The sequence below is a fragment of the Desulfoluna butyratoxydans genome (genome assembly GCF_900699765.1).
Lineage (GTDB): Bacteria > Desulfobacterota > Desulfobacteria > Desulfobacterales > Desulfolunaceae > Desulfoluna > Desulfoluna butyratoxydans.
Window position 1 is genome coordinate 241575 of the sequence record NZ_CAADHO010000005.1, and the last position, 20537, is coordinate 262111.

A 20537-nucleotide genomic window follows, 5' to 3' on the forward strand; every position below is an offset into this window, starting at 1 on the left:
AAGGTTCGCTCCCTTTGTCAAACAATGAATGTCCGCCCCACTTCGAGCTCCCCGATGCCTGTGCGCTGGGGGGCAATGGGGCGGGGCTCGGGAATGGTCTGAAAATAGTGTGCGTCTGCCGGAACCGCGATGCTCCAGGGTTTTTTGGGTCGGATCTCCTTGCGGGTGATGGAGACCTCCTCATCGGCGATGCCTTCGCAGGGGCGCTGGGCCACTTCATCGGCCCGCTTGTCTTCCATGATCACCGTATCGATCATGGCGTGGCCCTCTTCCGGGGACCGGGTCAGGTGCAGCATGGAAAAATCGGTGACGGACACCACGTCCGGGTGGGCGGCGATGTGAGCTTCCACCTCCACCTCGCGGACACACCAGCCGAAACGGGCCGGATACCCCACCTCCGGCACCCAGGGCGAGATAAAATCGCTGACGGACCGATGAACCCGTTTCAGGGCGTCCCCCTGCCCCTCTTTCAGGACAAGGGTGCACCGCACCTGGATCCTCTCATAAACGGGGTTGATCACATCCACATCGGCGTGGGCCGAAAGCAGCCCCCGGAGCCGTGAGGCCATGCGTCCCAGCTCCAGGATGGTAAAGAGCGGCGGACCGCTGTCCCTTCCCTGACGGTCGGGCAGCACCGCCACCAGCACCCGGCCCGGGTGGTGTCTGCGCTCAAGGCTCATGCCGGGGAAGCACTTGACCTTTCGGATGCCGGGTTCCCGCTCCAGGAGAATCCGCTCCACATCCCAGGGGGTCACGGCCCTCCCTTTGTGGCGCAACCGCTCGCCGATGCGGGCCATGCGCTCCTGGGCGGTCTCTTCTCCCCTCCCCCCGAAGGAGTCCATGAACTGACGCACCGTCCCCACCCCGGCCAGGGGCGCGGCAGGCCGAAAAGGGCTTCCGCAGGGCACGGCGGCATCGGCTGCGGTGTCATGTTCCAGACGGGCCGGGACACCGTTGAGCACCACGGTCCGGCAACGGCTCAGGGAACCCATGACCCGCTGGAGGGTGGCCGGGTCCCCGGACGGCACCGTGGGCACGGCCCTCAGCCAGAAGAGACCGGTGGGCATCACCGTGTGATCTTTGGGGATCCCTTCAGGCGGCAGATCGAGGACCACCAGGCCCGAGGTGAGGAAGCCCCGGGTGCTGTCCAGGAGCACGCAGCGTTCGGGAAGTGCCTGCCAGCGGTCCGCCTCAAGGTAGGCCCACCGGGTCTCGGGCAGGGGCAGGTGAAAAGAGTGGAGGCCGTCCCCTTCCAGGCAGAAGAGAAGATTCACCATGCCGGAAAGGCGTTGCCCGCTGATCCCGATAAAAAGCTGGCCGTCCCCGTCGGCATGGGGAATCAGGGGAACCTCCTCCCCCTCTTCGCGGTCGTCCAGCCGGTCATAGCCCGAAGGATAGAGGTGATAGAAGCGACCGGCACCCTGGCCGCAGGAGAGGTCCAGGGTCTCCACGGCGTCGTAGGAGAGACTTACCCCCGAAACCATGGGCGTGTAGGGGGCGTTGGGCAGGTCCACGGCCAGCTTTCCCTTGGCCCTGGACTCTTCCATCAGGCCGCGGGTGAGGAGCTGCGGATAGATCCCGTGCCCGAAGCCCATCTCCGGGGCAGAAAGCTGGAACCTGAAAAACCCGTTGCGCACGCCCGGACCGAAGACAAAGGCCCCCTCTTCATCGGGTACGGCATCCAGGAGCTTTTCGCTGGTGCAGACCAGCCTGCCCGTTGCCGCCGGTTTCTCCCCGGGGCCGGGATCTTCGTCAAACAGGCGGTACCCGGGATGCCCGCTCTCTTCCACCCATTGCCCCTGCTTGAGGACCGCCAGGGTCACCTTGAAGGAACCATTGTCCACGGGCCGCCCGTAGGTCCGGTAGTATTCGGCAAACCCACCGGACTGGGTAGGAAGGTCCGACCAGGCGAACTCCACGGCCAGCTTTGTCATCTCTTTTCCCGCGGACTCCCGGTGGCCGAGTACCAGAAACGATCCGCACCTGGGCAAGGGTCCGAAGGGGGCAAAGGGGGTGTTGACGTCCAGCATGCCCAGGTTGTTGGCCAGGCTCAGGTTCCGGGCCCCGATCACCTTCACCCCGAGGCCGATGCGCGTCAGCTTCAGCCGGGACAAAAGGGTGTACGGGTTCACATGGGCCTTGGGGTTCAACACGGCCCGGAGCACGGGGACCCCGGGTTCGCCCAGGCTCATGTCTCCGTGCTGTTCTGCCGTGCAGGGCACCACGGCAGGGTCCCGGGGTTCCAGCTCCATCTGGAAGGTGAGGACCGGCCCCGGCCCGGACAGAGCCACCGACAAGGTGCAGTCGGCCAGCGAAAACCAACCCCCTTCCGCCGAGACATACAGGTGAAAGGCGTTGCCGAAGAGGAGACGCAGGGCGCCTGTGATCCCCTCTTTGCGGCTCTGCTCCAGGGTCTCTAAGGTGCGCTGGAAAAGATCCGACGTCTCGTCATCCAGGGCATGGGTGTAAACCGTCATCTCGATGCGGCGACGCCCCTCGGCAAGGAGGAGCAGCGGAGAGGCCACGGCAAACCCGAGGGTTGCTTCCTTGCCATCCTCCCCCTCGCAGTGGTGGGCCCCAAAAAGGCTCCACCCGGGGCCGTCCCCGGAAGCGTCCTCTTCGGCGGGATCCTCCAACGCCCGGGCGGCATGGTGCACGGAGCTCACCAGGCCCAGGTCACACTCCGGGGTGATCAACGGATGCCGTTCAAAAAAAAGGGTCTCCACCCTGGCCACCCTCCCCTGGTGAACGGAAAGCAGGCGGGCCGTCCGACAGCCCACATCATGGCCCAGGCTCTCTTTTCCTCCGAAAAACAGGGTATCCGACGGCACCGGGACCACCGGTCGCGACCCGTCGGGAAACAGGGCCAGGTAGAGGCTGTCCGAGCGCCCCGCCTTCTTGGAAAAGCCGAGGATGCCATCGTAATAAAGGTCCCTGTGGCGTCCGGGCATCTCGTTGATGCGGTCCGCGGCCTTCTGGTACAGCGTCAGAAAGGCGATGAAGAGCCCGGCGGACGGATCGTGGTCCCCGTCGGAAAGGGTGCGGGGTACCAGCTGACGGGCTTTCTCCCGGATATGAAGGGCCGCGTTGTAAAAGGGCGAAAACAGGTCCGCGTGCACCCCCCCGCCGGTCTCCTCAGCCGCTGCCAGGGACGCCATGCGCTCTGTAAGGGCCCACACGGTGTGAAAGGTCGAAGGGCTTACAAAGGGACGCTTGTCGGCAAGCTCCTGCTCAAGGGCTTCACCGGCAAGGCACAGGATGGCCAGGGCGTCCCTCAGGCTGCTTCGGATCAGCTCGGACAGGGCCCTGCCCAGCTCCGAAGGTTCACGGCCGTCGCATGCTGAGAGGGCCTGATACCAGTCGTTGAGCAGCCGGGCCACACGATAGATCACCCGCCCCATGTCCCAGGCCGCCTCTCCCCGGTGACGCCCCCTGTACCGCCGCATCTTCTTTTCGGCGTCTTCCAGGGGCGAGCAGGCGATGAGGGACAACAGCATGGTTGCATCGGAGGTGAAGAGCCCTTTCCAGCTTCCGGCCGGAAGGTTCGTGTCGCCGATGAAGGCCACCTGGCCGGAAAACGCGGCGGCAAGGGCCAGGCGACGCGTCAGGTCCATGCCGTCCACGGCCAGGCCCGACGGAGCGGGCAGCCCTTTCAGGCGATCGTCCCGCCCGGTGCCGTCGGTCTCGGTGAGGGGGTGGCACTGTCGGTGAATGACAGGGGTCATCTACAGGTTGGTTCCTTCGAGGAAGTAGAAAGGATAGACGATGTTGCTGCGGTTGTTGGTGGCACGGACGCGATAAGAAACCACAATGGAGAGGTAGCCTTCCGGCTCCCTGGAGAGGTCCACCATCACCCGCTCCACGATGATGCGGGGCTCAAAGAACAGGATTGCCCGTTTCACCCGGTCCTCCACATCGGTGAGGGTGCTCCGGTCAAAGGTCTCGAACACCATGGAGGAGAGGCTGCACCCGTACTCCGGCTGCATCACCCGCTCTCCGGGTACCGTGGAGAGAAGCAGGCGGAGGCTCTCCCTGATGTCCGTCTCGCCCTGGGCCATGCTTGCCTGGCGCCCTTTTCCCGTAAAGGACGGAGGGAAACGCCAGCCCGAACCGAGAAACAGGGATGTATCGTCCATGGGTTATCCTCCGATCATCACCGTCAGGCAGCCCATGGCGATGGTGCCGCCGTGGGCCGTGGTATCGCCCACCCGGGCTGCGGGCCGTCCGCCGATCAGCACCGTGGCCGATCCTTTGGCCACCGCGTCCGGGGGGCCGACGCAAACGCAGGTGTCCCCCAGCACCGAGGCGGGCATCTTGCCGATGAGGACGGTGGGAACTCCGGGTCCTGTCACGGGGCCGCCCACGTGGGGGATGGGCGAGGGGAAGGCAGGGGTCTGCATGGGGCAGGTGTGCATGTCTGTGAGGCGGGCTGCAGGAGGCATCAGTTGATCATCACCATGGCGCCCTTCACCGTGGTCTGGCCCGAGGCCGAGAGCTCGGCGCTGGCGTTTCCCTTGGCCACCAGCCCAACGTCGGCGGCGGCGTTGACGTTCATCCCTTTGAGCTTGACGTCCGATTTGGAGGTAACACTCGCCGCGCCCATGGCATCCAGGGTGATCTTGCCTTTGGCCGTGACCTTGATGTCCTTGGGGCTGTCCAGGGTAATGCCCTTGTCGTTCAAGGTCAGGGTGTTTTTGTTCTGGTCTTCCAGGGTGATGCCCTTGGCGTCGTCGCTGATGGTCATCTTGTTGCCCCCCGGGGTCTCCACGGTGATCACCTTCTTCTCCTCGTCAAAGGTGATCTTCATCTTCTCCCGGGTGACGATGGCCTTGGTGTTGTTCTTGGCTTCGGGCTGGTTCGGCATCTTGTGGCGGCTGCCTTGAAGGGACCCGAGGATCACAGGGTGGCGGGGATCTGAGTTGAAAAAACCCAGCACCACCTCGTCCCCCACTTCCGGGATAAAAAAGGTCCCGGCGCCGTTGGTACCGTACAGGGTAGACAGCCGGGCCCAGATCCCCTGGGTGCTGTTCTCCATGACGGGCAGGGAGACCTGGATCCGGGTCTCTTTGGCCGGGTCCGCATCGAGCTTGGTCACCAGCCCCACCTGGATCCCGTCCACCCCGGGGAGCTGCCCCGACGCCTTGGGCGGGGAGATGTCCTCCCGTTCTGAAAACCACTCCGGGGACAGGCCGAACTCCACGTCGGTGTACCAGTCTCCCTGGGAGATGTCGTGATGGACCGTTGCCACGAAGACCTTGCCGTTAAACCGTTCTCCCACCCCTTCCACGTCCACCAGGTCACCGGGAGAGACCTTGGCGCTGCCCTGGAACCGCATGGTCCCCCGAATGCGTGCCATGCCCGCCTTCAGCAGCCTGGCATCAGCCCAGGCCTTGAGGGAATCCCCCTCCATGGGCACGGCACTTCGCAGCACCGCCTTGTCGGCCTTCACCACCTTGGCGAGCTGGTCCGTGGTGACGTTCCCCTGGGCCTGGAGTGAGGGTTTGGAGCCGGTCTTTTCCGCAATGGCAAGGGTCTTGGGGTCCCAGGAGACCCCCCGGGACGCCGCCACCTGCTGACGGGCGTCCATCTCCGCACGAAACCGGACCAGATCGTCCCCCCAGGTGACCTTGAGCACCGCCTCTCCGTCGGTCTTGGGAGGCTTCACCGAGACCTTTGCGTCCTCCACCGTCACCAAAAGCCCGTTGGCGTCGGCACGGGTGAGCATAAAATCCCAGTCCGTGGCCTGGTACTGCACCATGCGTGGATGCACGGGGCGGGTGGATGCCACGTCCGCGGAAAGACCCGAGCAGGCCTTGATCATTTTAGAAAGGATATCGCTGTCCGAGCTGTCCGTGTGGTTGGTGTTTTTCCTCAGGGTGCACAGGGCCACGGCCTTGTCCCGGCACTCCACCACCAGGTGCGAGCCCCCCTCGTGGATGTTGATGCCGTGGGTGATCACCACGCCCTTGAACACCGGCACCGCCGTCTTGCCGTAGCCCACCTCCAGGGTGATCTCGGCGCCGGGCTTAAAGGCGGCATCGCTGCTCACCTCAAAGGTCTTGTCGCTCATGTCGCCGTCGATGAGCACCAGCTGGGCCCAGGGGATGCGGTTGATCTTTTTGTCCACGATGGCTGAGATCACCCGGCACTTCTTTTCATCCACCTCGCTGCCGTCGCTCTTCACCACCAGCTTTAGGACACCGTCGGCCTCTTTTTTCGGGGAGTCTGGCACAGGTTACCTCAAGGGGGGAAACCGAAGGCGGGTTCCAGGTTCGATCCGCCTGAAATTGACCAGGTTGTTGATGCGGGCCACATCCGGGTAGTACGCATCGTCACCGTAGATTTTGCGGCACAGGGCCGGCAGGGTGTCAAAGGCCATCACCTCGATGAGGTGGGTCATGTCCGGGGATTCGTTGGCCTTTTTCTTCACCTCCTCCTCTTTGCTCAAAAACTCGGTAAAGCTCATCTTTACCTTGGCGCGCAAAGGGTCCCCGTCGGGCTTGAAGAGGGTGTATTCGATCTCCAGGGTATCCAGGCGACCGTAAAACAGGGTGGTGCCCCAGAGAACCTTCACCACGTTGACATCGTGGATGCTGCCCTCGTAGCGGCTCACCACGGTCCGAAGGTTCTTCACCTGGGTCTTGACGTCATCGGCCCCGTCCCCTCCCTCGGGGACCTCCACCACACCGGTGCCGTCCAGGACAATGTCGAAGGAGAGCTTGTCCGGGCTGACCCGGGTAAACTTCTGCTCGCTGCCGATGGCGCCCTGGGCCTGGTCCTCGCTGAAGCAGATCCCCAGGGTCCGTGAAAAACCGGCCGGGTTGATCATCACCTCAAAGCTGTCGCCCTCGGCCCCCAGCTTGCCCTTGCTCACGGCAACCGTGGTGAGCTTCAGCTTTTTCTTTAGCCCCGTTCCCGATGCCGTCATCTATCGTTCCTTCTGCCTGGCAAGGTAGTCGGCAAGCCGCTCCATGCAGACGGCCACCACCTCCCGCTTCACCTGCTCCATGCCGCTGCAGGAAAGGGACTCGCGCGGCTCTTTCGCAGGGCTTGAGGAGATGGTGGTCCGCACCACCATCTCGCGAATCTCAACCGCCATGAAAGCCTCCTTTGTCAGACAATGCGAAACATGTGGTTGTAACTCAGCTCGATCTCTTCGATGGCCACCTCGTTACCGGTGGCATTGAAGGGATCCATCTTCCAGTTCACCGGGTAGGCGTTGGCAAAGAACCACCCCCGGGAAGGAAGCCGGTTCTCGTCCAGCAGAAAAACCAGGATGGGCATGGGCACCAGGGCCACATGGCACCCCGACTCGAACACGGACTTGCACCAGATCACCAACGGGGAGGAGGCGTCGGCCACCCCCCGTTTCAGAACGAGCCTGGGGTGCCTGACCCCCTTGGGAAGCCTGTGGACGTAGCGGTTCTCTCCCCCTTCCACCACCTCTTCGAGCTCCATCTCCGAGCCGATGCCCGACACCTCCTGAAACGAGGTGTCGGTGGCTCCCTGGGTGGCCGAGAAGACCACCCGGAAGTGAAATGCCGCCGGCAGGGACCCACCGAGCATTGCGCCAAGGGCAGCGGACATGAGGCCTGCATCCGGTATGGCTACCATGGTACGGACTCCCTATAGTGTCTGACTGAAGCGATTACGCGTTGGCGATCACCAGGCCCTCATGGGCAATCTCAATGGACTCGATGGCCACTTCGTTGCCGTCGGACTTCATGTCCGTGGCCTGGATCTTGGTGGGCCAGGCGTTGGCCAGGGTCCAGACCATGGTGGGGGCCCCGGTCTCATCCAGCAGGCTGATGGTCACCGGAACCCGCTTGATGGTGTTCATCTTGATCTGGTTGAACCAGTCCCAGAACTTGTTGTCGGACTTGAAGACACCCTTTTTCATGGTCACGTTGCCGCTCTTCTTGATCCCGGGCATCTTGATGGTGGAGAACTCCGGGCTGTCCCCGTGGCGGTATTCAATGGGTTGTGCCTCGATATCCAGGCCGGAAACTTCCTGAAACGACATCACCTCCGAGTCCCATTTCACCTCAAAATGAAACTTTGGCATCGGCCAGACAGTGGTCGATTGTGCGGAACCGTCATCACTCATGGCATCATTCCTCCTTTAAGGATTGTTGTCATCACAGCTGGATAAGCTGTCTTACAGCATCGCAGGGCCCTGTCAAGACTTTTGCATCTGCTGCTGGAAGGTGATCTCGATGAACTCCGCGGGTCGGGAGACAGCCACGAGAACCGTCACGCGAAGGATCCCCTCAAGGATGTCTTCCGGCGTCATGGTCTCCCCCAGCCCCACATGGACGCTGAAGGCATCCGAAGGCACGGCCCCGGCCAGCCCGCCGCGTTTCCAGATGCCGGTCAGGAAGTTGGCGATCATGCTCTTGACCGTCACCCAGGTGTTGGCGTCGTTGGGCTCGAACACATAGGCCTTGCTGGCCAGGCGGATGGACTCTTCCAGCATGATCATGGTGCGGCGCACGTTGATGTAGCGCCAGTCCAGGCTGTTGCCGTCCAGGGTCCGCGCACCCCAGCAGAGGACACCTTCGCCGATAAAGGACCGGATGGCGTTGATGGACTTGCCGCTTGTGGGAACGTTAAGGTCTTCCTGATCGTCGTGGGTGATGTTGACGGACGGGGCAACCACCGCGCTGAGGCTCACGTTGGCCGGGGCTTTCCAGACACCCCTGGCATTGTCCACCATGGTGTAGACCCCGGCCATGGCCGCCGAAGGGGGCAGGCGGTTCAGCTTGGCCTTGAGCTCCTTGCAGATGGTCTTGAACAGGGGGCTGACCTGCACCAGGGTTTTGTTAAGGAGCTCTTTTTCATCCTCGGGCAGGGAGGTGTCCGTCATCTTCTCAAGGGTCTCTTTGAGCTGGGCCTTCTTGGGGTCGTCCCCTGCGTCTTCCCCCAGGCCGAGTTCGTCGGAGATCAGCGTCTTGACCATGTCCGTGTTGCCGATGCTCTCGTAGTTCAGCTCCTTGTCCTGGACGATGGAGGTATCCACCCAGGGGTAGTAGGCCGCCGCAAAATCAAGGTAGTTGATGCCCAGGGCGTTTCGGAAGTTGTCGACACAGTCGCCGGAAGGGTCCTGGCGGTCCTTGAAACCGTCGTACACATCGAGGATGGCCACGCGGTTCCGCATCTTGCCGCCACAGTGCTGAAGGGCCGCCTGCTGGACGCCGGTGCAGTCGGCTGACTCAAGAAGCACCGCCTCGGGCACCACCACCATGGTGGGCTCCTGCTCCTTGATGAGCTCTTCGATGCCCTTTTTAAAACGATCCGCCTCGACGGGCGCCTTGTAGTCCCCCACGGAGACGATGTAACAGGGACCGCCGCCGTTCTGGAAAAAGAGGCGCATGGAGTCGTAGAGGATGTAGCGCCCCTCGGACTGCTCCAGGGTGTAGGCTTTGTCCTTGAAGGTGAAATCCGATTCCGCCGGTGCGGCCGGTGCAGCGCCCCCCTCGGCCGGAGCCGCGGCAGCCCCTTCCCCGCCTTCAGGGGGTGTTGCCGCCTCGCCACCGCCCCCCGCAGCCTCTGCCAGGGTGAACTTGGGGGAAGGCCCCCCGCCGAAAAAGCTGTGGAACTCCGCCATGGAGGTGATGCGCCACGCCTTTCCGGCAAGGGATTTCCCACCGTTCACCGCCATCTCCGTATGGCCGATAAAGGCCGGTACGGCTGTAGCCACTTCCACAACCGAATTTGGAAACGCACTTTTTTCGACAATGTAGACACCCGGTGTCTTCATTTGACCCATGTTCACCTCCCGTAGACGTAGTTATTAACGAAAATATCCGAAACATACACCTTTCCGCTGTCCAAAGCCATACAATGCAGAGGGTCCGACGGGGCATTGGGCAACGCCTTCACAAGGGTCCGGGACCGACCGCCCCCGGTGCACGTCAGTTGAAACCGAGCCTCCCCTTGCCGGTGAAGCCCGAGGGGGCGATCCGATACAAAGCGGGCGTAATACGGATGCCCCCGCGTCCTTAAGCCCCCTGCCAGGCCGAAGGAGACGCTCCCGCTGCGATCGTCGATACGCAGGTCCTCTGGGTTTCCGTCACAGGGAATGAAGTAACGCCAGAAGGTCTTTCGATTCTTAAAAACAAACCGGCACGCCTGCGGGCTTCCCTCCAGGGCACCCTGCAACGCCTCCCGCCCTTTTTCGCCCCGGCACGCCAGGTGCACCAGGCCCGCGGGTGTGGTTGCCAGCTCCGCCCCCGAACAGGTGCCGTCCGCCGTCAAGGCGGCCCCTTCGGCAAGGGACTCCGATGACGCCGGGCTCCGGGTGAACAGTAAAGGGTCGAGATCGCCGTCGGTGTTGGCGCCCATGAGAAACCACCCGTCGGGCACCTCGGGAAAGGCTGTGTAGTTCCAGAAATCCTCCCCGGCGGGGCGCACCAGGATCGTCAGCTCCAAGGGCTCCACCGTGTCGTCGGTGAAGGCGTTGAGCTTGGGAAGGTCCCTGGGGTCAAAGCAGACCCGAAGCCCGCTCTCCCGGGGAAAAAACCGAAGGCCCGCCTTGTCCGCGATGTACCGGCAGCTCCTGGTGGGGACAAAACACACTCCGGCCCCGCCCCCCTTTCCGAAATAGGGGTGCTCCCCTTCAAGGAGAAACAGTGTCTTCACGGGGACCTCCTCACCGACGGGTCCGTACCGGACAGTTCGGTCACCTGCTTGCCGATGCCCCTGGAGTCCAGGGTGATGATGCGCATTTTATAGACAATGGAGGGCAGGTACCTGCCGCTCACCACCGACCACAGACTGCTCAGGTCCCGCAAGTTGAGGTTCTCGATGTCCATGACGATCTTTTCGATGTCGCCCTCCAGGTCCGGTGAATTTTCCCGGGTAAAGACGGGGTTCCCCTGGAAAAAAAGGGCGGCGTAGGAGATGAACTTCAAGGCTTCGGCGTAGTTGCTGCCGGGGAAATAAGCGGAGACAAGGAGATAGGCGTTGAGGTGAATGGGCGGGAACCCGATGCTGGTCAGCCCCGTCTCCCTGGAGCTTTCACGGATAAAGGCCGCAGGGACCTGCTCCTTCTCGAGGTTGACCAGGCTCACCACCAGCTTGTTGTGGATCTGGGTTTCAACGGCTCCGTCCTGGTCCAGGATGCCGGACATGACCGCCACATCCTGGGGGAGGTCAAAACGCCCCCTTAAGTACCTGTTCAGCGAAGCCGTGATGTGCTGCATGGCATGGTGAAGCATGCTATCCCCTTTTCAGGTACCGCAGAACCGTTGACGCACAACCGCTGCTGCAAGAAAGATCCCCAGAAGGCTTCCGTAGGTCACCACACCGTAAACCCCGAGAAAAACGGAGACACACCCCCCGAGGATGAGCCAGGATAAGGCGTGACCCAGAAGCGATGAGTTAAATGATGAGTTCATGGAAGCTCCCTTGCGGTTGAAATGCGGATTCATGGGTGTTCAACAGAAGAACAGGGTCTCGATTTCAAAGGGGGTGGTGGCCCTCTGAAGGGCACGGTTCCTCACCTTGAGGCGAGCAACCTGATCCGAATAATAGTACCCGCCGCCTCTCTTGCCCTTGGGGACCCAGAACTCGGCGATCTCATCAAGGAGGTGAAACTGGGACGGCATGCAGGCCGAGAGCTTGTCAAAGGGCAGCACCTTCATCCTGTTGCCCGGGGTCTGGAGCCGTTGAAACAGGTGGGCAAACACCGCCTTGGCCGCGCAGTTCCATTTGACAAAAGGCAGCTCCGTAAACTCACGGACAGCCATTTCCCTGCCGCCTGCGCTCTTGACCTGATCCGCCCAGGCATCCCGGGTGGCGTCATACACCGCCATGTCCACACGGATACCCGGAGCCACCGTGTCGGCCACCAGCCGCTTCCACCGCTCTTCCGATGCCCGGAACCAGATGTCCGCCGCCATGTTCATCCCGGTGCCGTAAAGGTCACGGTCACACGGGTCGTGATCCGACGGGCTGATGACCTTTTTCACCCCGTTAAAAAACGAAGCGTCCCGGTCATAGGCCTCGTCCGCCTCACCCTCGGAGGCGAGGAAGGCAAAGCGATCTCCGCTCCGCACGGCGCGCAGGGCGCGCACCATCTCCATAAAACAGGCCAGAAAAATCTCGGGGTTGTTCCGGTTGGTATCCGCAAGGCCGTCGGCCCAGCAGGGATAGAACTCATAGGCGATGGAGGAGATGTCCGGAAGGTGCCCCATGTGACAATGCCCAAGGCGGGTGGCGTCTGTGGGGGCATCGGAGTAGGCTGTCAACGGGGAGTCCGGGACCTGTTCCACCCGCCAGGGCCAGGCGATCTCCCTGTAACTCTTCCCCCGAGGTATCCAGCGCCGCCCCTTCCAGCGCCCCTTGTTGGTGAAGGAGCCGGTGTTTCGCCAGATGCCCTGGCTCGGGGCGTTGAGCTCCGAGGAGGCGCACCCGGCAAAATCCTGATGAGCGTAGGTGTCTGCAAACACATGCATGCAGATCCCCACCAGCATCAGGGCAAGGCGCCGGTCCACGGCTGCAAGTTCGCCGTACCGGGCCACGGCAAAGTTCACAAGTTCCCGGGCCGCTTCGCTTCCGGGGCGGCACAGGCAGTCCAGGGACTCCCCCGCCCTGCCCCTGCGGACCGTCACCGGGTCGAGGTTGCTTGGGGTGTTGCCCGGCAGGTAATGAAAGGGCATCCAGATCTGGCGGGTTTCATCGGATTCAAAGGCCCCGGCCCAGGCCGAAATGTCTTCCACCGCCGTGATGATGGGGGTAAAGACATACCCGCCCCTGGAGAGCACCCACACCTGCCTGGGGCAGCGATGGAGGGGGGCAGGCTTGTGGGTGACGCTCTCGGTGCAGTCATCCACGAACTGCGCCGCCGTGGCGATGGTCAGCGCCTCGGCCCCGGAAAAACCGGCCTGTGCAGCTGCCGTAAACGTCCCGAAAAAATGAAAGTCTCGATCCACCACAGGCCTCCTTGAAAATGGACGGGAGAACGGGGCATGGCGTGCCCTCGAACGCCATGGGCCACCCACATTGCTGCAGGCGACATACCCCCGCCCTCCCGACAGGGTAAAGCGTGATCTGTCCGTCATGATCCGGTGTCACACCGGGGCGCCGCCACCTATTACAGGTGGGACCGAATCAGTTCCGCCTCCATGCGCCTGCGCTTCCGGATCCCCTCCAAGGGGTGGTCCTGCTGCATGGCCCCCACCACATCGGCCACCTTTGCCCAGTTTTTCTCCCTGATGGGCTGTCGCAATACCTCCAGGCCTTTGTTGTAGGGCCCCCTGTTGTAGGCCAGGGAGAGCATCACCGTCTGGACCGGGGGGAAGGTGTCCTTATCGGCCAGGGTCTCGAATCGCCCGGCAATCTTTTTCCAATAGGGGTCGGCCGCATAGGGGAAGATGACGTCGGACTGCTCCCGGCTCACCCGGATGCCCTGGAGCACGGGGTCGGCCGCCAGGGCCTTCTTGGCCGCCTCGCCCTTTATCCCGGCCACGGCTTTAACGGCGTTGAGCTGCTCCCTGGAAAACAGCTTCCCGTAGAGTTTTTCCACCAGTGCCAGCTCGGCGTACCCCAGGTCGATGCCCGGGTCCAGGGTCACCCCGGACTCACCGCCGGGCCAGTAGGCTTTCCCGGCATAGCCTTCCCGGGCATGGACCCATGCCGCGTCCCCGCGGAAGCCCCGCAACACGCCGCCATCCTCCCCAAGGGCCTTCCAGGTTGCCGCATCCGTCACGCCGGTGACGGGAAGCCCCCGGTCCGCCTGAAACCGCTTCAGGGCGTCTTCGGTGCCCCTGCCGAACAGGCCGTCGGCGGTCACAGGGTAGCCGGCCTTGACCAAAGCTTGCTGCAACACTTTCACATCCGGTCGCAACTCCGGAGATTGACGGGCAAAGCCATCCCCTTGTTTCAAAATCTTCATGGTGATCCTCCCTGCTGGTGTTAACGTCGGTTACCGTTGCGCAGAAATGCAATTCACGGTTTTCTGCTCGCCTTCCCCACCCTCCGGGTCAGCCCCACCGCCGGTCCTCGCCTGCGAGATCCCCCAACACAGCCGACCAGACCAGCAGCAACGGGTCCCGCCGGTAATCGGCCTCAAAAAAGGAACGATCCGGGCAGGAAACCCTCGCCTCGCGCCCCCAGGGGTTCCAACCTTGCGTCGAGATACGGGCCACCTGATGATGTGCGTCGTCAAGGACCCAGAATCGCCCCTGGACCCCGGGCACTTTGCGGAACCCCTGGAGGTCGGAGACCAGCTCCGCCACCAGGTCAAGGATCCGGTCTGCGGGGCCGGGGGCGAGCCGTTTCACCATCTTCTCCAGCTGGCGCTCGGACATCACGCATACCAGCCTGCGCCCTCCGGTGCTGTGCACCCCCAGGGCGGAGAAAAACTCGTGGAGCCTGCACGGGGGTTTTTTCAGGAGACGATCCACCCACCGCCTCAGGGCGTATCCCTCCTCCACGGTTGTGAAGGTCTCCGAAAACAGGAGCTGAAGGGCATCGGAGGCACAGCTGACCCGCGGAGCCCCGTGCCGATGAAAAGGGGCCTGCCCCTTGAGAACCTCCTTGAGGGACCGGTGCCAGCTGTGGTGCCCCGGAAACCATTCGCACAGAAGAGTCAGGACCTCCAACGCCCCCGGGGACCGGTGGAGATGCCACCGTTCGACCCAGTCCATGCACTCCCGCAGGCAGGGATCCCTGCACAGGGCCTCCATGACGGCCGCCTCGTGCTTTCTGCTGCGGCCCGACCGCCGCGCGCCCCCCATCAGATGCCGGGCCGTGGCCCGGCTAATAATCGTCATAAAACAGATGGCCCAGCAGCAGGTCATCATCCAGGGGGTCTTCCCCCTCGCCCGAGCGACGGGGCTCATCGGCGGGAAGTGCGGCGGCCGCGGGCAATGCCGCGGGCGGTTCGGGTTCACCGCTTTTCACCGGTTCCGGTGCCGCCAGGCTGTTGTCACCCTTCTCAAAGCGGGTGGTCAGGACAAAGTCGGCATATCGCCTGACGTTTTCGTCCAGCAGGCGGGGCAGGCCCACCAGATCGTTGTAGAGCTCGTACTCCTTGGCGATGCCGATGCGCTCGGTCCCTCCCCCGCCGTCACCCAGGACAAACTGCGACGGGATCGCCTCGACAATATGTCCCATGGGCGAGTGGGCAAGGATCGTCTGCCTCGGAGGCTCCGTGCCCCCCTTTTCCCGGGTATGGATCTCCACCGCTTTTTCGATGACCACAAGGTCCCCGCCGCGCTTTCGGCTGTCGCGGCCTGGGCCGATGCCGCTCTCTACCAGAAGCAGCTCTTTGGCGATGGTCAGCTGCCGGGGGGTGATATTGAGATTCTGGATCGCCTCCCGGATGGTCCATCCGGGACGAAGATCCACGTAGATTTTCTCGGTGTCGGCCATGAGGTCCAGGGTCTCATGGTCGACCTGGGTGAGGGAGCCGAGCCTGAGCTTGGCGTTTTTGAAATTGAAAATACTGGCAAGATAAGCCGACACCACCCGATACAGCACGGTGAGCTTGCGCGCCTTGACAGCCTCGAAGCTCTCTTTTTTCAGCACCATGGCAGGGGCGGCAAAGGCCGGGTCCCGCTCCCCGATACGGCCCTCCAGTCCGCTGTAGCAGAACCGGATCAGCCTGGTCTCTTCCAGTTCCAGGGCCAGCCGCTTGATTTTGCCGTAATTCATCAGGAGCTCGTTGCTCACATACCCGTGGAGCCGTTTGAAGGGATTCTTGATATCCTCCCATTTGCCCGCCCACGGGTTGGTCTCCATGAGCTCGTCCCGGGAGAGGCGAAGGGTGTCCATGGCCACATGCACCACCAGGAGATCATCGCGTTCGATAAAAACCCTGTTGTGCAGCTCATTGAAAAAGGATTTCACCGCCTCCACGTCCACGGCATCGTCCTCGGGCCCCGTGAGATCCACCCCCACCAGCCTTGGCTGAAGGCCCTCCCCGGATGCAACCCACTGGTCGTACAGGGAGAGAATATCCACAAGCCCCTTGGACGTGGAGCCGCTTCCCTCGGGCCGGACATCGGGTACTTTCAGCAAAAAGCGCACCTGCGTTGCCGGAGAGTCGCCGTTGCCGAACCTGTGGGTTGCGTACCAGACCACCTGCATCATTTTGGCAAAGGGCCTCCTGGCAAGGCCGGTGATGTACCCCTCCACCGGAGCAAAGGCTTCCACGTAATACCGCTCCCCTTCAATGCCCCGGGGCTTCCAGTAGCTGTCGTACACCTGGCGTCCGTTGGTTTTGACAAACCCTTCCAGGTGCTCCAGGGTATCCACGTGCTCCGGCCCCACATCCACACCGAACTGGAGGCTGAAGGCCTTGAATATCACCTCTTCGGGCAGGTGCTCGATGGCCATGCCCGCATCCTCGGCCGTGATGCTCGTTCCCACATGCAGGGCCTTTTTGATGTTCCTCAGGCAATAGGCGTTGATGCTCTCGGTGAGGACAATGCGCCTTTTCGTCAGATGACTGGCCTCGAACTTGGCCTCGTTGAAGTAGCGCTTCAGGTTCGACACAATCCCCGTTTTTTTCACGGGTCCCGTGGCCCCCGGCACCACCACCAGGTCGTCGAAGGAGTCAAAGATCCTCTGGCTGTCGTCATCTGCCCTGCGTGTGGTCGTAAACAGGCGAATCAACGCCCCCAGTGCCACGCAGTGGATCACCATCATCCGGGCCAGGTTCAGGCCCGGGGTCAGGCACACCTCTTCAACCTGCGCCTCGGCGTCGCCTTCTTCATCAAGGGTGTCCAGGGTTCCGGTCACCGTCTCCAGAACCCGCTGCACCAGCCCCAGGTAGCAGGTAAACACGTACCTTTCGTCCGTTTTCGCCAGTTCCGTGATCGCCTCCAGGTACCGCTCCGTGGGCAACTCCCGCCCGAACTGGGAATTGAAATTTCCGACTGTCTGCATGGTTGGTCCTCGTCTGTGTGGCGTCAAAAAATATCCGACAAACCCGGCGGGCACGACGTGTCCGGGCCCCGTGGCCGCTCCGGGCCTATTTCTGGAAAATTTCCTTGTAGGACTTCAAGATGGAGGCGCCGGTCAGGCCCACGCGTTCCCAGTACTCAACGGAGTTGTTCAGGTTGCCCTTGCAGTGCTCGGTAATGGGAATGTAGTCGTGATCCCTGGTTTCGATGTACTTCTGAGTTGCCACACCGATGGTGGCCGATTGAACGGTGGCCATGCTCCGCATGGTGTCCACGGAGTCCTGCACCGCAATGGCGATGGACTGGGCAATGGATTGAACGGCCTGACCCGCCCCCTGGGTCAGGGGGGTGAAGTTCTTCTTATCCCCTTGCAGGTTCGCGGCAATCTCCTTGTTGGCTCCGGCAATGTGAACATGTTTGTCTGTCACATGTTTCTCTGTCATGTCATTTCCTTTGTTGGTCGCGGTTTATGGTGATCCGTTCACCCTCAGCCACAGACTCACCTTTATTTAATGAGAGATAGAATTTTCTGACAGGTTTTTGCCACCGCCGCAGCCTCGATCTGTTTCATCCCGTACTGCGTGGAGCCTGCATTTTGCATCACCAGGCTCAGGGAATGAGCCAGGGATTCATAGGCAACAGCCATGGCTTCATCGGAGGCCACCCCGATGGCGGCTACGTTGGTGCTGGTGACGGCATCCAGGACTTTGGGATCCACCTTGTTCTCATCGGAATTGCCGGCGTCGGTACCCGGTTTGTTCATCTCAGCCATTGAACCCCCTCATCGGTTGGCGACTGAAAACACCGGCCTCCGGGATGAAGGCCGGTGAATTCAGCGCTTCAGTGGTGCTTACTTGGGATTGATCATCTTGGTGATCGCCACGGTGGTGGCGGTCTGATGCGTCACATTGGCCTGCTGCTGCGCGTAAACCGCGTTGGCGGCGGCCATGGCAACGGAGTTGCCGATGGTCTGATACAGGCTGCCCATGGCCATGGCCGGTGCTTCGGAAAGAACCTTCACGTTGGTCTGAGTCACTGCATCGGTGACGGCCGGGCTGAGTTCGGGAAGTTGTGCCATTTGCTTGCACTCCTTGTCTTAATGGTGTTGGTATTCTGCCTTGAAGCCTCCTTAAAAAGAGGCATCGCTCGCCGACGCGGCGACAGGGCCCACGGATACCACACAGAGGTGAAGCGATGCCCTTGCCTTAAGGAAGGCGATGAGGCGGAGCACTACTTGCTGTTGATCATCTTATCCAGGCTGACGGTGGTGGCCGTCTGGTAGGTCACGTTGGCCTGCTGCTGTGCGTAGACCGCGTTGGCGGCGGCCATGGCAACGGAGTTGCCGATGGTCTGGTACAGGCTGCCAAGGGCCATGGCGGGAGACTCGGAAAGAACCTTGACGTTGGTCTGGGTCACGGCATCCGTGACGGCGGGGCTAAGTTCGGGAAGTTGAGCCATTTGTTACCTCCTGTGGGTCCTGCTTGTTAACCGTTAACCAGCTTGGTGATGGCAACCGTGGTTGCCGTTTGGTAAGTCACGTTGGCCTGCTGTTGAGCGTAGACAGCGTTGGCTGCAGCCATGGCCACGGAGTTGCCGATGGTCTGGTACAGGCTGCCAAGGGCCATGGCAGGAGACTCGGAAAGGACCTTGACGTTGGTCTGGGTGACTGCGTCGGTTACGGCAGGGCTGATTTCGGCGAGTTGCGGCATGTTAACCTCCTAATGGTTTTGGGTTGTCAGGCATGAAACGTGGTAACGACGTCACCGGTGGCTGTTGACCGACCCGGCAACGGTGACCGGCGGCTGCACTTACACCGCCCGGATTATTGACCGTTAAGCATCCTGGTCAGCCCGATGGTCGTGGCCGTCTGATACGTAACGTTGGCCTGCTGCTGGGCATACACCGAGTTGGCGGCCGACATGGCAACGGAGTTGCCGATGGTTTGATACAGGCTGCCCAGGGCCATGGCCGGGGACTCACCCAACACGCTGACGTTGCTCTGGGTCACCGCATCAGTCACCGCAGGCGTCAACTCTGGTAATTGAGGCATTCTCATCTCCTTTCGTCTTAAGGGTTAACAGAACGTTTTACACCCACCACACGGACCGGTAAAAAACCGAGCCAGGGCCCACGATGCGATGTGAAGACATCCGATCAGCCCGTCCCTTGGGGACGCTTGCCGGCTTCGGGCTGACCACGGACCCCTTGCCCCGTGCATCATCAATCTTCCATCAATTTTTTCACGGCCAAGGTGGTGGCTGCCTGAAACGTGACGTTGGCCTGCTGCTGGGCATACACCGCGTTGGCAGCAGCCATCGCCACAGAGTTACCGATGGTCTGGTAAAGACTGCCGAGGGCCATGGCTGGGGATTCACCCAACACACTCAAGTTTGTTTCCGTGACCGCATCCGTGACCGCTGGGCTGACTTCCTGCAGTTGAGTCATTTTCTTCTCCTTTTTAGATTAATGAGTCATCGGGTAAACGCGTTACTCTTCCTGCCACACCACATCACGACTCCGGGGCCGGGTCATCGGAAGGAGCCGGTGCCTCCGGGGCCGGATTTGCCTGAAATTCAGGGTGCATCTTCTTCAGCATCTCATTGCTTTTCTGGGTCAACTCCTCCAACTGCTTTGTCGCGTTCTTCAGCATGGCGTCTGCGTGCTTGAACTGTTCGTTGACCTGCTCCGACGTCTGGGACGACATCTTCATGAACGCATTGACCTGACTGGCTCCGGGACCGCCCTCGTCCCCTTCCGCATCGGAACCGTCCGGCTGGGAAAAGATCACGTTGTTGATCTTCATCAGCTTGTCGATCTCTTTGGTTTTGTCCTCCAGGAACTGATTGTTCATCTTCACCATCTCGCTCAGCGAGGAGGTGTAGTTTTTCAGAAACGAGCTGTAGTTTTTCTTAAAGGAGCCAAAATCCTGGTGAGTAAACTTGAATGCATTCTCATCTGACATGTCCTTGCTCCCCCTGACCCGTGATTAGAAAATTTTCTTGTAGGATTCTAGAATCTCGGCCCCTTTTTTCCCGATGGTCTCCCAGTACGTCACGGAATCATTCATGACGGCCTGGCACTGCTTGATGACGGGAATGTACTCCGGGTCCTTTGTTTCAACGAACTTCTGGGTGGCGACCCCCAGGGCAGTGGATTGAACAAGGGCGATGTTCCGCATGGTGTCCCCTGCATCCTGCACGGCAATGGCAACGGATTGAGAGACCGACTGAACGGATTGCCCCGCCCCGTTTGATAAAGGCGATTTGTCAAATGCCCCCCCCTTGACCGAGGTGGCGATCTCCTTATTTGCAGCGGCAAGACTCTTTATCTTGTTTGACATTTTTCATCTTTGCGGTGCGTTATGAACGAAGCATTTTGATGACATTCTCAACGGTCGCTGTTTGGTGGACAATGCAGGACTGCTGTTGTGAATTCACGGCGTTCATGGACGCCATGGCGATGTTGAATCCCTGGGTCTGGTACTGACTGGCCAGAGACATTGCCGGGGAAGACCCGACAACAAGCGAATTGATCTGTGAAACCGCATCCGTGACAGCCTGGCTGAAATCCGACATGAGAGCCTCCCTCTGAGATAAATCGTTCATGGTCGTTGCCGTGTTGCGG

General features: G+C 61.4%; 26 protein-coding genes. All 26 read right to left on the bottom strand.

The window, feature by feature from the left end:
- Nucleotides 1–17: 17 nt before the first annotated feature.
- Nucleotides 18–3725: a baseplate J/gp47 family protein gene (locus MSL71_RS15080; protein WP_180141807.1), complete on the bottom strand. Its 3708-nt coding sequence runs from the start codon at nucleotides 3723–3725 to the stop codon at nucleotides 18–20.
- Complete coding sequence (locus MSL71_RS15085) at nucleotides 3726–4136, bottom strand: GPW/gp25 family protein (protein ID WP_180141809.1); 411 nt, start codon at nucleotides 4134–4136, stop codon at nucleotides 3726–3728.
- 3 nt (nucleotides 4137–4139) lie between these two features.
- Entirely contained in the window at nucleotides 4140–4442 is a 303-nt protein-coding gene (locus MSL71_RS15090) for a PAAR domain-containing protein (protein WP_180141811.1), read from the bottom strand.
- The gene (gene vgrG, locus MSL71_RS15095; protein ID WP_180141813.1) at nucleotides 4442–6232 is read right to left on the bottom strand and encodes a type VI secretion system tip protein VgrG; all 1791 of its coding nucleotides are present in this window, start codon (nucleotides 6230–6232) and stop codon (nucleotides 4442–4444) included. Before vgrG ends, MSL71_RS15090 begins: the two co-directional genes overlap by 1 nt.
- A gap of 3 nt (nucleotides 6233–6235) precedes the next feature.
- The gene (locus tag MSL71_RS15100; protein WP_180141815.1) at nucleotides 6236–6928 is read right to left on the bottom strand and encodes a CIS tube protein; all 693 of its coding nucleotides are present in this window, start codon (nucleotides 6926–6928) and stop codon (nucleotides 6236–6238) included.
- The gene (locus MSL71_RS15105; RefSeq protein WP_180141817.1) at nucleotides 6929–7099 is read right to left on the bottom strand and encodes a DUF5908 family protein; all 171 of its coding nucleotides are present in this window, start codon (nucleotides 7097–7099) and stop codon (nucleotides 6929–6931) included.
- A 14-nt stretch (nucleotides 7100–7113) separates the two neighbouring features.
- Nucleotides 7114–7614 carry a phage tail protein gene (locus MSL71_RS15110; protein WP_218951046.1) on the bottom strand — a complete coding sequence of 167 codons (501 nt, stop codon included), beginning with the start codon at nucleotides 7612–7614 and terminating at the stop codon, nucleotides 7114–7116.
- Nucleotides 7615–7648: 34 nt separating this feature from the next.
- Nucleotides 7649–8107, bottom strand: a complete 459-nt coding sequence (locus MSL71_RS15115; protein ID WP_092210079.1) for a phage tail protein — start codon at nucleotides 8105–8107, stop codon at nucleotides 7649–7651.
- 72 nt (nucleotides 8108–8179) lie between these two features.
- Entirely contained in the window at nucleotides 8180–9769 is a 1590-nt protein-coding gene (locus MSL71_RS26500) for a phage tail sheath family protein (protein WP_180141819.1), read from the bottom strand.
- A 2-nt stretch (nucleotides 9770–9771) separates the two neighbouring features.
- Complete coding sequence (locus MSL71_RS15125) at nucleotides 9772–10641, bottom strand: hypothetical protein (RefSeq protein ID WP_180141821.1); 870 nt, start codon at nucleotides 10639–10641, stop codon at nucleotides 9772–9774.
- Nucleotides 10638–11219 carry a Pvc16 family protein gene (locus MSL71_RS15130; protein ID WP_180141823.1) on the bottom strand — a complete coding sequence of 194 codons (582 nt, stop codon included), beginning with the start codon at nucleotides 11217–11219 and terminating at the stop codon, nucleotides 10638–10640. The genes MSL71_RS15125 and MSL71_RS15130 overlap by 4 nt, the downstream gene beginning before the upstream one ends.
- A 12-nt stretch (nucleotides 11220–11231) precedes the next feature.
- Complete coding sequence (locus tag MSL71_RS15135; protein ID WP_180141825.1) at nucleotides 11232–11399, bottom strand: hypothetical protein; 168 nt, start codon at nucleotides 11397–11399, stop codon at nucleotides 11232–11234.
- A 39-nt stretch (nucleotides 11400–11438) separates the two neighbouring features.
- The gene (locus MSL71_RS15140; RefSeq protein ID WP_180141827.1) at nucleotides 11439–12935 is read right to left on the bottom strand and encodes a DUF6765 family protein; all 1497 of its coding nucleotides are present in this window, start codon (nucleotides 12933–12935) and stop codon (nucleotides 11439–11441) included.
- Nucleotides 12936–13096: 161 nt separating this feature from the next.
- Entirely contained in the window at nucleotides 13097–13897 is an 801-nt protein-coding gene (locus tag MSL71_RS15145; RefSeq protein WP_180141829.1) for a peptidoglycan-binding protein, read from the bottom strand.
- Nucleotides 13898–13985: 88 nt separating this feature from the next.
- A complete protein-coding gene (locus MSL71_RS15150) occupies nucleotides 13986–14777 on the bottom strand; it encodes a hypothetical protein (protein WP_180141832.1) in 792 nt (263 codons plus the stop codon).
- Complete coding sequence (locus MSL71_RS15155; protein ID WP_180141834.1) at nucleotides 14764–16896, bottom strand: hypothetical protein; 2133 nt, start codon at nucleotides 16894–16896, stop codon at nucleotides 14764–14766. The genes MSL71_RS15150 and MSL71_RS15155 overlap by 14 nt, the downstream gene beginning before the upstream one ends.
- Before the next feature lie 85 nt (nucleotides 16897–16981).
- Nucleotides 16982–17356 (bottom strand): hypothetical protein, encoded by a 375-nt coding sequence (locus tag MSL71_RS15160; protein WP_180141836.1) that lies wholly within the window; start codon nucleotides 17354–17356, stop codon nucleotides 16982–16984.
- Nucleotides 17357–17418: 62 nt separating this feature from the next.
- On the bottom strand, nucleotides 17419–17685 hold the full coding sequence (locus MSL71_RS15165) for a RebB family R body protein (RefSeq protein WP_218951047.1): 267 nt from the start codon (nucleotides 17683–17685) through the stop codon (nucleotides 17419–17421).
- 78 nt (nucleotides 17686–17763) lie between these two features.
- Nucleotides 17764–17991 carry a RebB family R body protein gene (locus MSL71_RS15170; RefSeq protein WP_092210098.1) on the bottom strand — a complete coding sequence of 76 codons (228 nt, stop codon included), beginning with the start codon at nucleotides 17989–17991 and terminating at the stop codon, nucleotides 17764–17766.
- 152 nt (nucleotides 17992–18143) lie between these two features.
- A complete protein-coding gene (locus MSL71_RS15175) occupies nucleotides 18144–18371 on the bottom strand; it encodes a RebB family R body protein (protein WP_092210099.1) in 228 nt (75 codons plus the stop codon).
- A 26-nt stretch (nucleotides 18372–18397) separates the two neighbouring features.
- Nucleotides 18398–18622 carry a RebB family R body protein gene (locus MSL71_RS15180; RefSeq protein WP_180141838.1) on the bottom strand — a complete coding sequence of 75 codons (225 nt, stop codon included), beginning with the start codon at nucleotides 18620–18622 and terminating at the stop codon, nucleotides 18398–18400.
- Between the two features lie 113 nt (nucleotides 18623–18735).
- A complete protein-coding gene (locus MSL71_RS15185; protein ID WP_180141840.1) occupies nucleotides 18736–18963 on the bottom strand; it encodes a RebB family R body protein in 228 nt (75 codons plus the stop codon).
- Nucleotides 18964–19133: 170 nt separating this feature from the next.
- Nucleotides 19134–19358 (bottom strand): RebB family R body protein, encoded by a 225-nt coding sequence (locus MSL71_RS15190; RefSeq protein ID WP_180141842.1) that lies wholly within the window; start codon nucleotides 19356–19358, stop codon nucleotides 19134–19136.
- A 64-nt stretch (nucleotides 19359–19422) separates the two neighbouring features.
- Nucleotides 19423–19875, bottom strand: coding sequence for a hypothetical protein (locus tag MSL71_RS15195; protein ID WP_180141844.1), 453 nt, complete (start codon nucleotides 19873–19875; stop codon nucleotides 19423–19425).
- Between the two features lie 24 nt (nucleotides 19876–19899).
- Nucleotides 19900–20253 (bottom strand): hypothetical protein, encoded by a 354-nt coding sequence (locus MSL71_RS15200; RefSeq protein WP_180141846.1) that lies wholly within the window; start codon nucleotides 20251–20253, stop codon nucleotides 19900–19902.
- A 19-nt stretch (nucleotides 20254–20272) separates the two neighbouring features.
- Complete coding sequence (locus MSL71_RS15205; RefSeq protein ID WP_180141848.1) at nucleotides 20273–20488, bottom strand: RebB family R body protein; 216 nt, start codon at nucleotides 20486–20488, stop codon at nucleotides 20273–20275.
- Between the last annotated feature and the right edge of the window lie 49 nt (nucleotides 20489–20537).

Coding starts and splice junctions, on each gene's coding strand:
- MSL71_RS15185 (WP_180141840.1), bottom strand. CDS start 18,963: ATGCCTCAATTACCAGAGTTGACGCCTGCGGTGACTGATGCGGTGACC.
- MSL71_RS15150 (WP_180141832.1), bottom strand. CDS start 14,777: ATGACGATTATTAGCCGGGCCACGGCCCGGCATCTGATGGGGGGCGCG.
- MSL71_RS15200 (WP_180141846.1), bottom strand. CDS start 20,253: ATGTCAAACAAGATAAAGAGTCTTGCCGCTGCAAATAAGGAGATCGCC.
- MSL71_RS15135 (WP_180141825.1), bottom strand. CDS start 11,399: ATGAACTCATCATTTAACTCATCGCTTCTGGGTCACGCCTTATCCTGG.
- MSL71_RS15115 (WP_092210079.1), bottom strand. CDS start 8,107: ATGAGTGATGACGGTTCCGCACAATCGACCACTGTCTGGCCGATGCCA.
- MSL71_RS15100 (WP_180141815.1), bottom strand. CDS start 6,928: ATGACGGCATCGGGAACGGGGCTAAAGAAAAAGCTGAAGCTCACCACG.
- MSL71_RS15195 (WP_180141844.1), bottom strand. CDS start 19,875: ATGTCAGATGAGAATGCATTCAAGTTTACTCACCAGGATTTTGGCTCC.
- MSL71_RS15205 (WP_180141848.1), bottom strand. CDS start 20,488: ATGTCGGATTTCAGCCAGGCTGTCACGGATGCGGTTTCACAGATCAAT.
- MSL71_RS15130 (WP_180141823.1), bottom strand. CDS start 11,219: ATGCTTCACCATGCCATGCAGCACATCACGGCTTCGCTGAACAGGTAC.
- MSL71_RS15175 (WP_092210099.1), bottom strand. CDS start 18,371: ATGGCTCAACTTCCCGAACTTAGCCCCGCCGTCACGGATGCCGTGACC.
- MSL71_RS15105 (WP_180141817.1), bottom strand. CDS start 7,099: ATGGCGGTTGAGATTCGCGAGATGGTGGTGCGGACCACCATCTCCTCA.
- MSL71_RS15145 (WP_180141829.1), bottom strand. CDS start 13,897: ATGAAGATTTTGAAACAAGGGGATGGCTTTGCCCGTCAATCTCCGGAG.
- MSL71_RS15085 (WP_180141809.1), bottom strand. CDS start 4,136: ATGGACGATACATCCCTGTTTCTCGGTTCGGGCTGGCGTTTCCCTCCG.
- MSL71_RS15165 (WP_218951047.1), bottom strand. CDS start 17,685: ATGGCTGAGATGAACAAACCGGGTACCGACGCCGGCAATTCCGATGAG.
- MSL71_RS15110 (WP_218951046.1), bottom strand. CDS start 7,614: ATGGTAGCCATACCGGATGCAGGCCTCATGTCCGCTGCCCTTGGCGCA.
- MSL71_RS15170 (WP_092210098.1), bottom strand. CDS start 17,991: ATGGCACAACTTCCCGAACTCAGCCCGGCCGTCACCGATGCAGTGACT.
- MSL71_RS15080 (WP_180141807.1), bottom strand. CDS start 3,725: ATGACCCCTGTCATTCACCGACAGTGCCACCCCCTCACCGAGACCGAC.
- MSL71_RS15155 (WP_180141834.1), bottom strand. CDS start 16,896: ATGCAGACAGTCGGAAATTTCAATTCCCAGTTCGGGCGGGAGTTGCCC.
- MSL71_RS26500 (WP_180141819.1), bottom strand. CDS start 9,769: ATGGGTCAAATGAAGACACCGGGTGTCTACATTGTCGAAAAAAGTGCG.
- MSL71_RS15180 (WP_180141838.1), bottom strand. CDS start 18,622: ATGCCGCAACTCGCCGAAATCAGCCCTGCCGTAACCGACGCAGTCACC.
- MSL71_RS15160 (WP_180141836.1), bottom strand. CDS start 17,356: ATGACAGAGAAACATGTGACAGACAAACATGTTCACATTGCCGGAGCC.
- MSL71_RS15090 (WP_180141811.1), bottom strand. CDS start 4,442: ATGCCTCCTGCAGCCCGCCTCACAGACATGCACACCTGCCCCATGCAG.
- MSL71_RS15190 (WP_180141842.1), bottom strand. CDS start 19,358: ATGACTCAACTGCAGGAAGTCAGCCCAGCGGTCACGGATGCGGTCACG.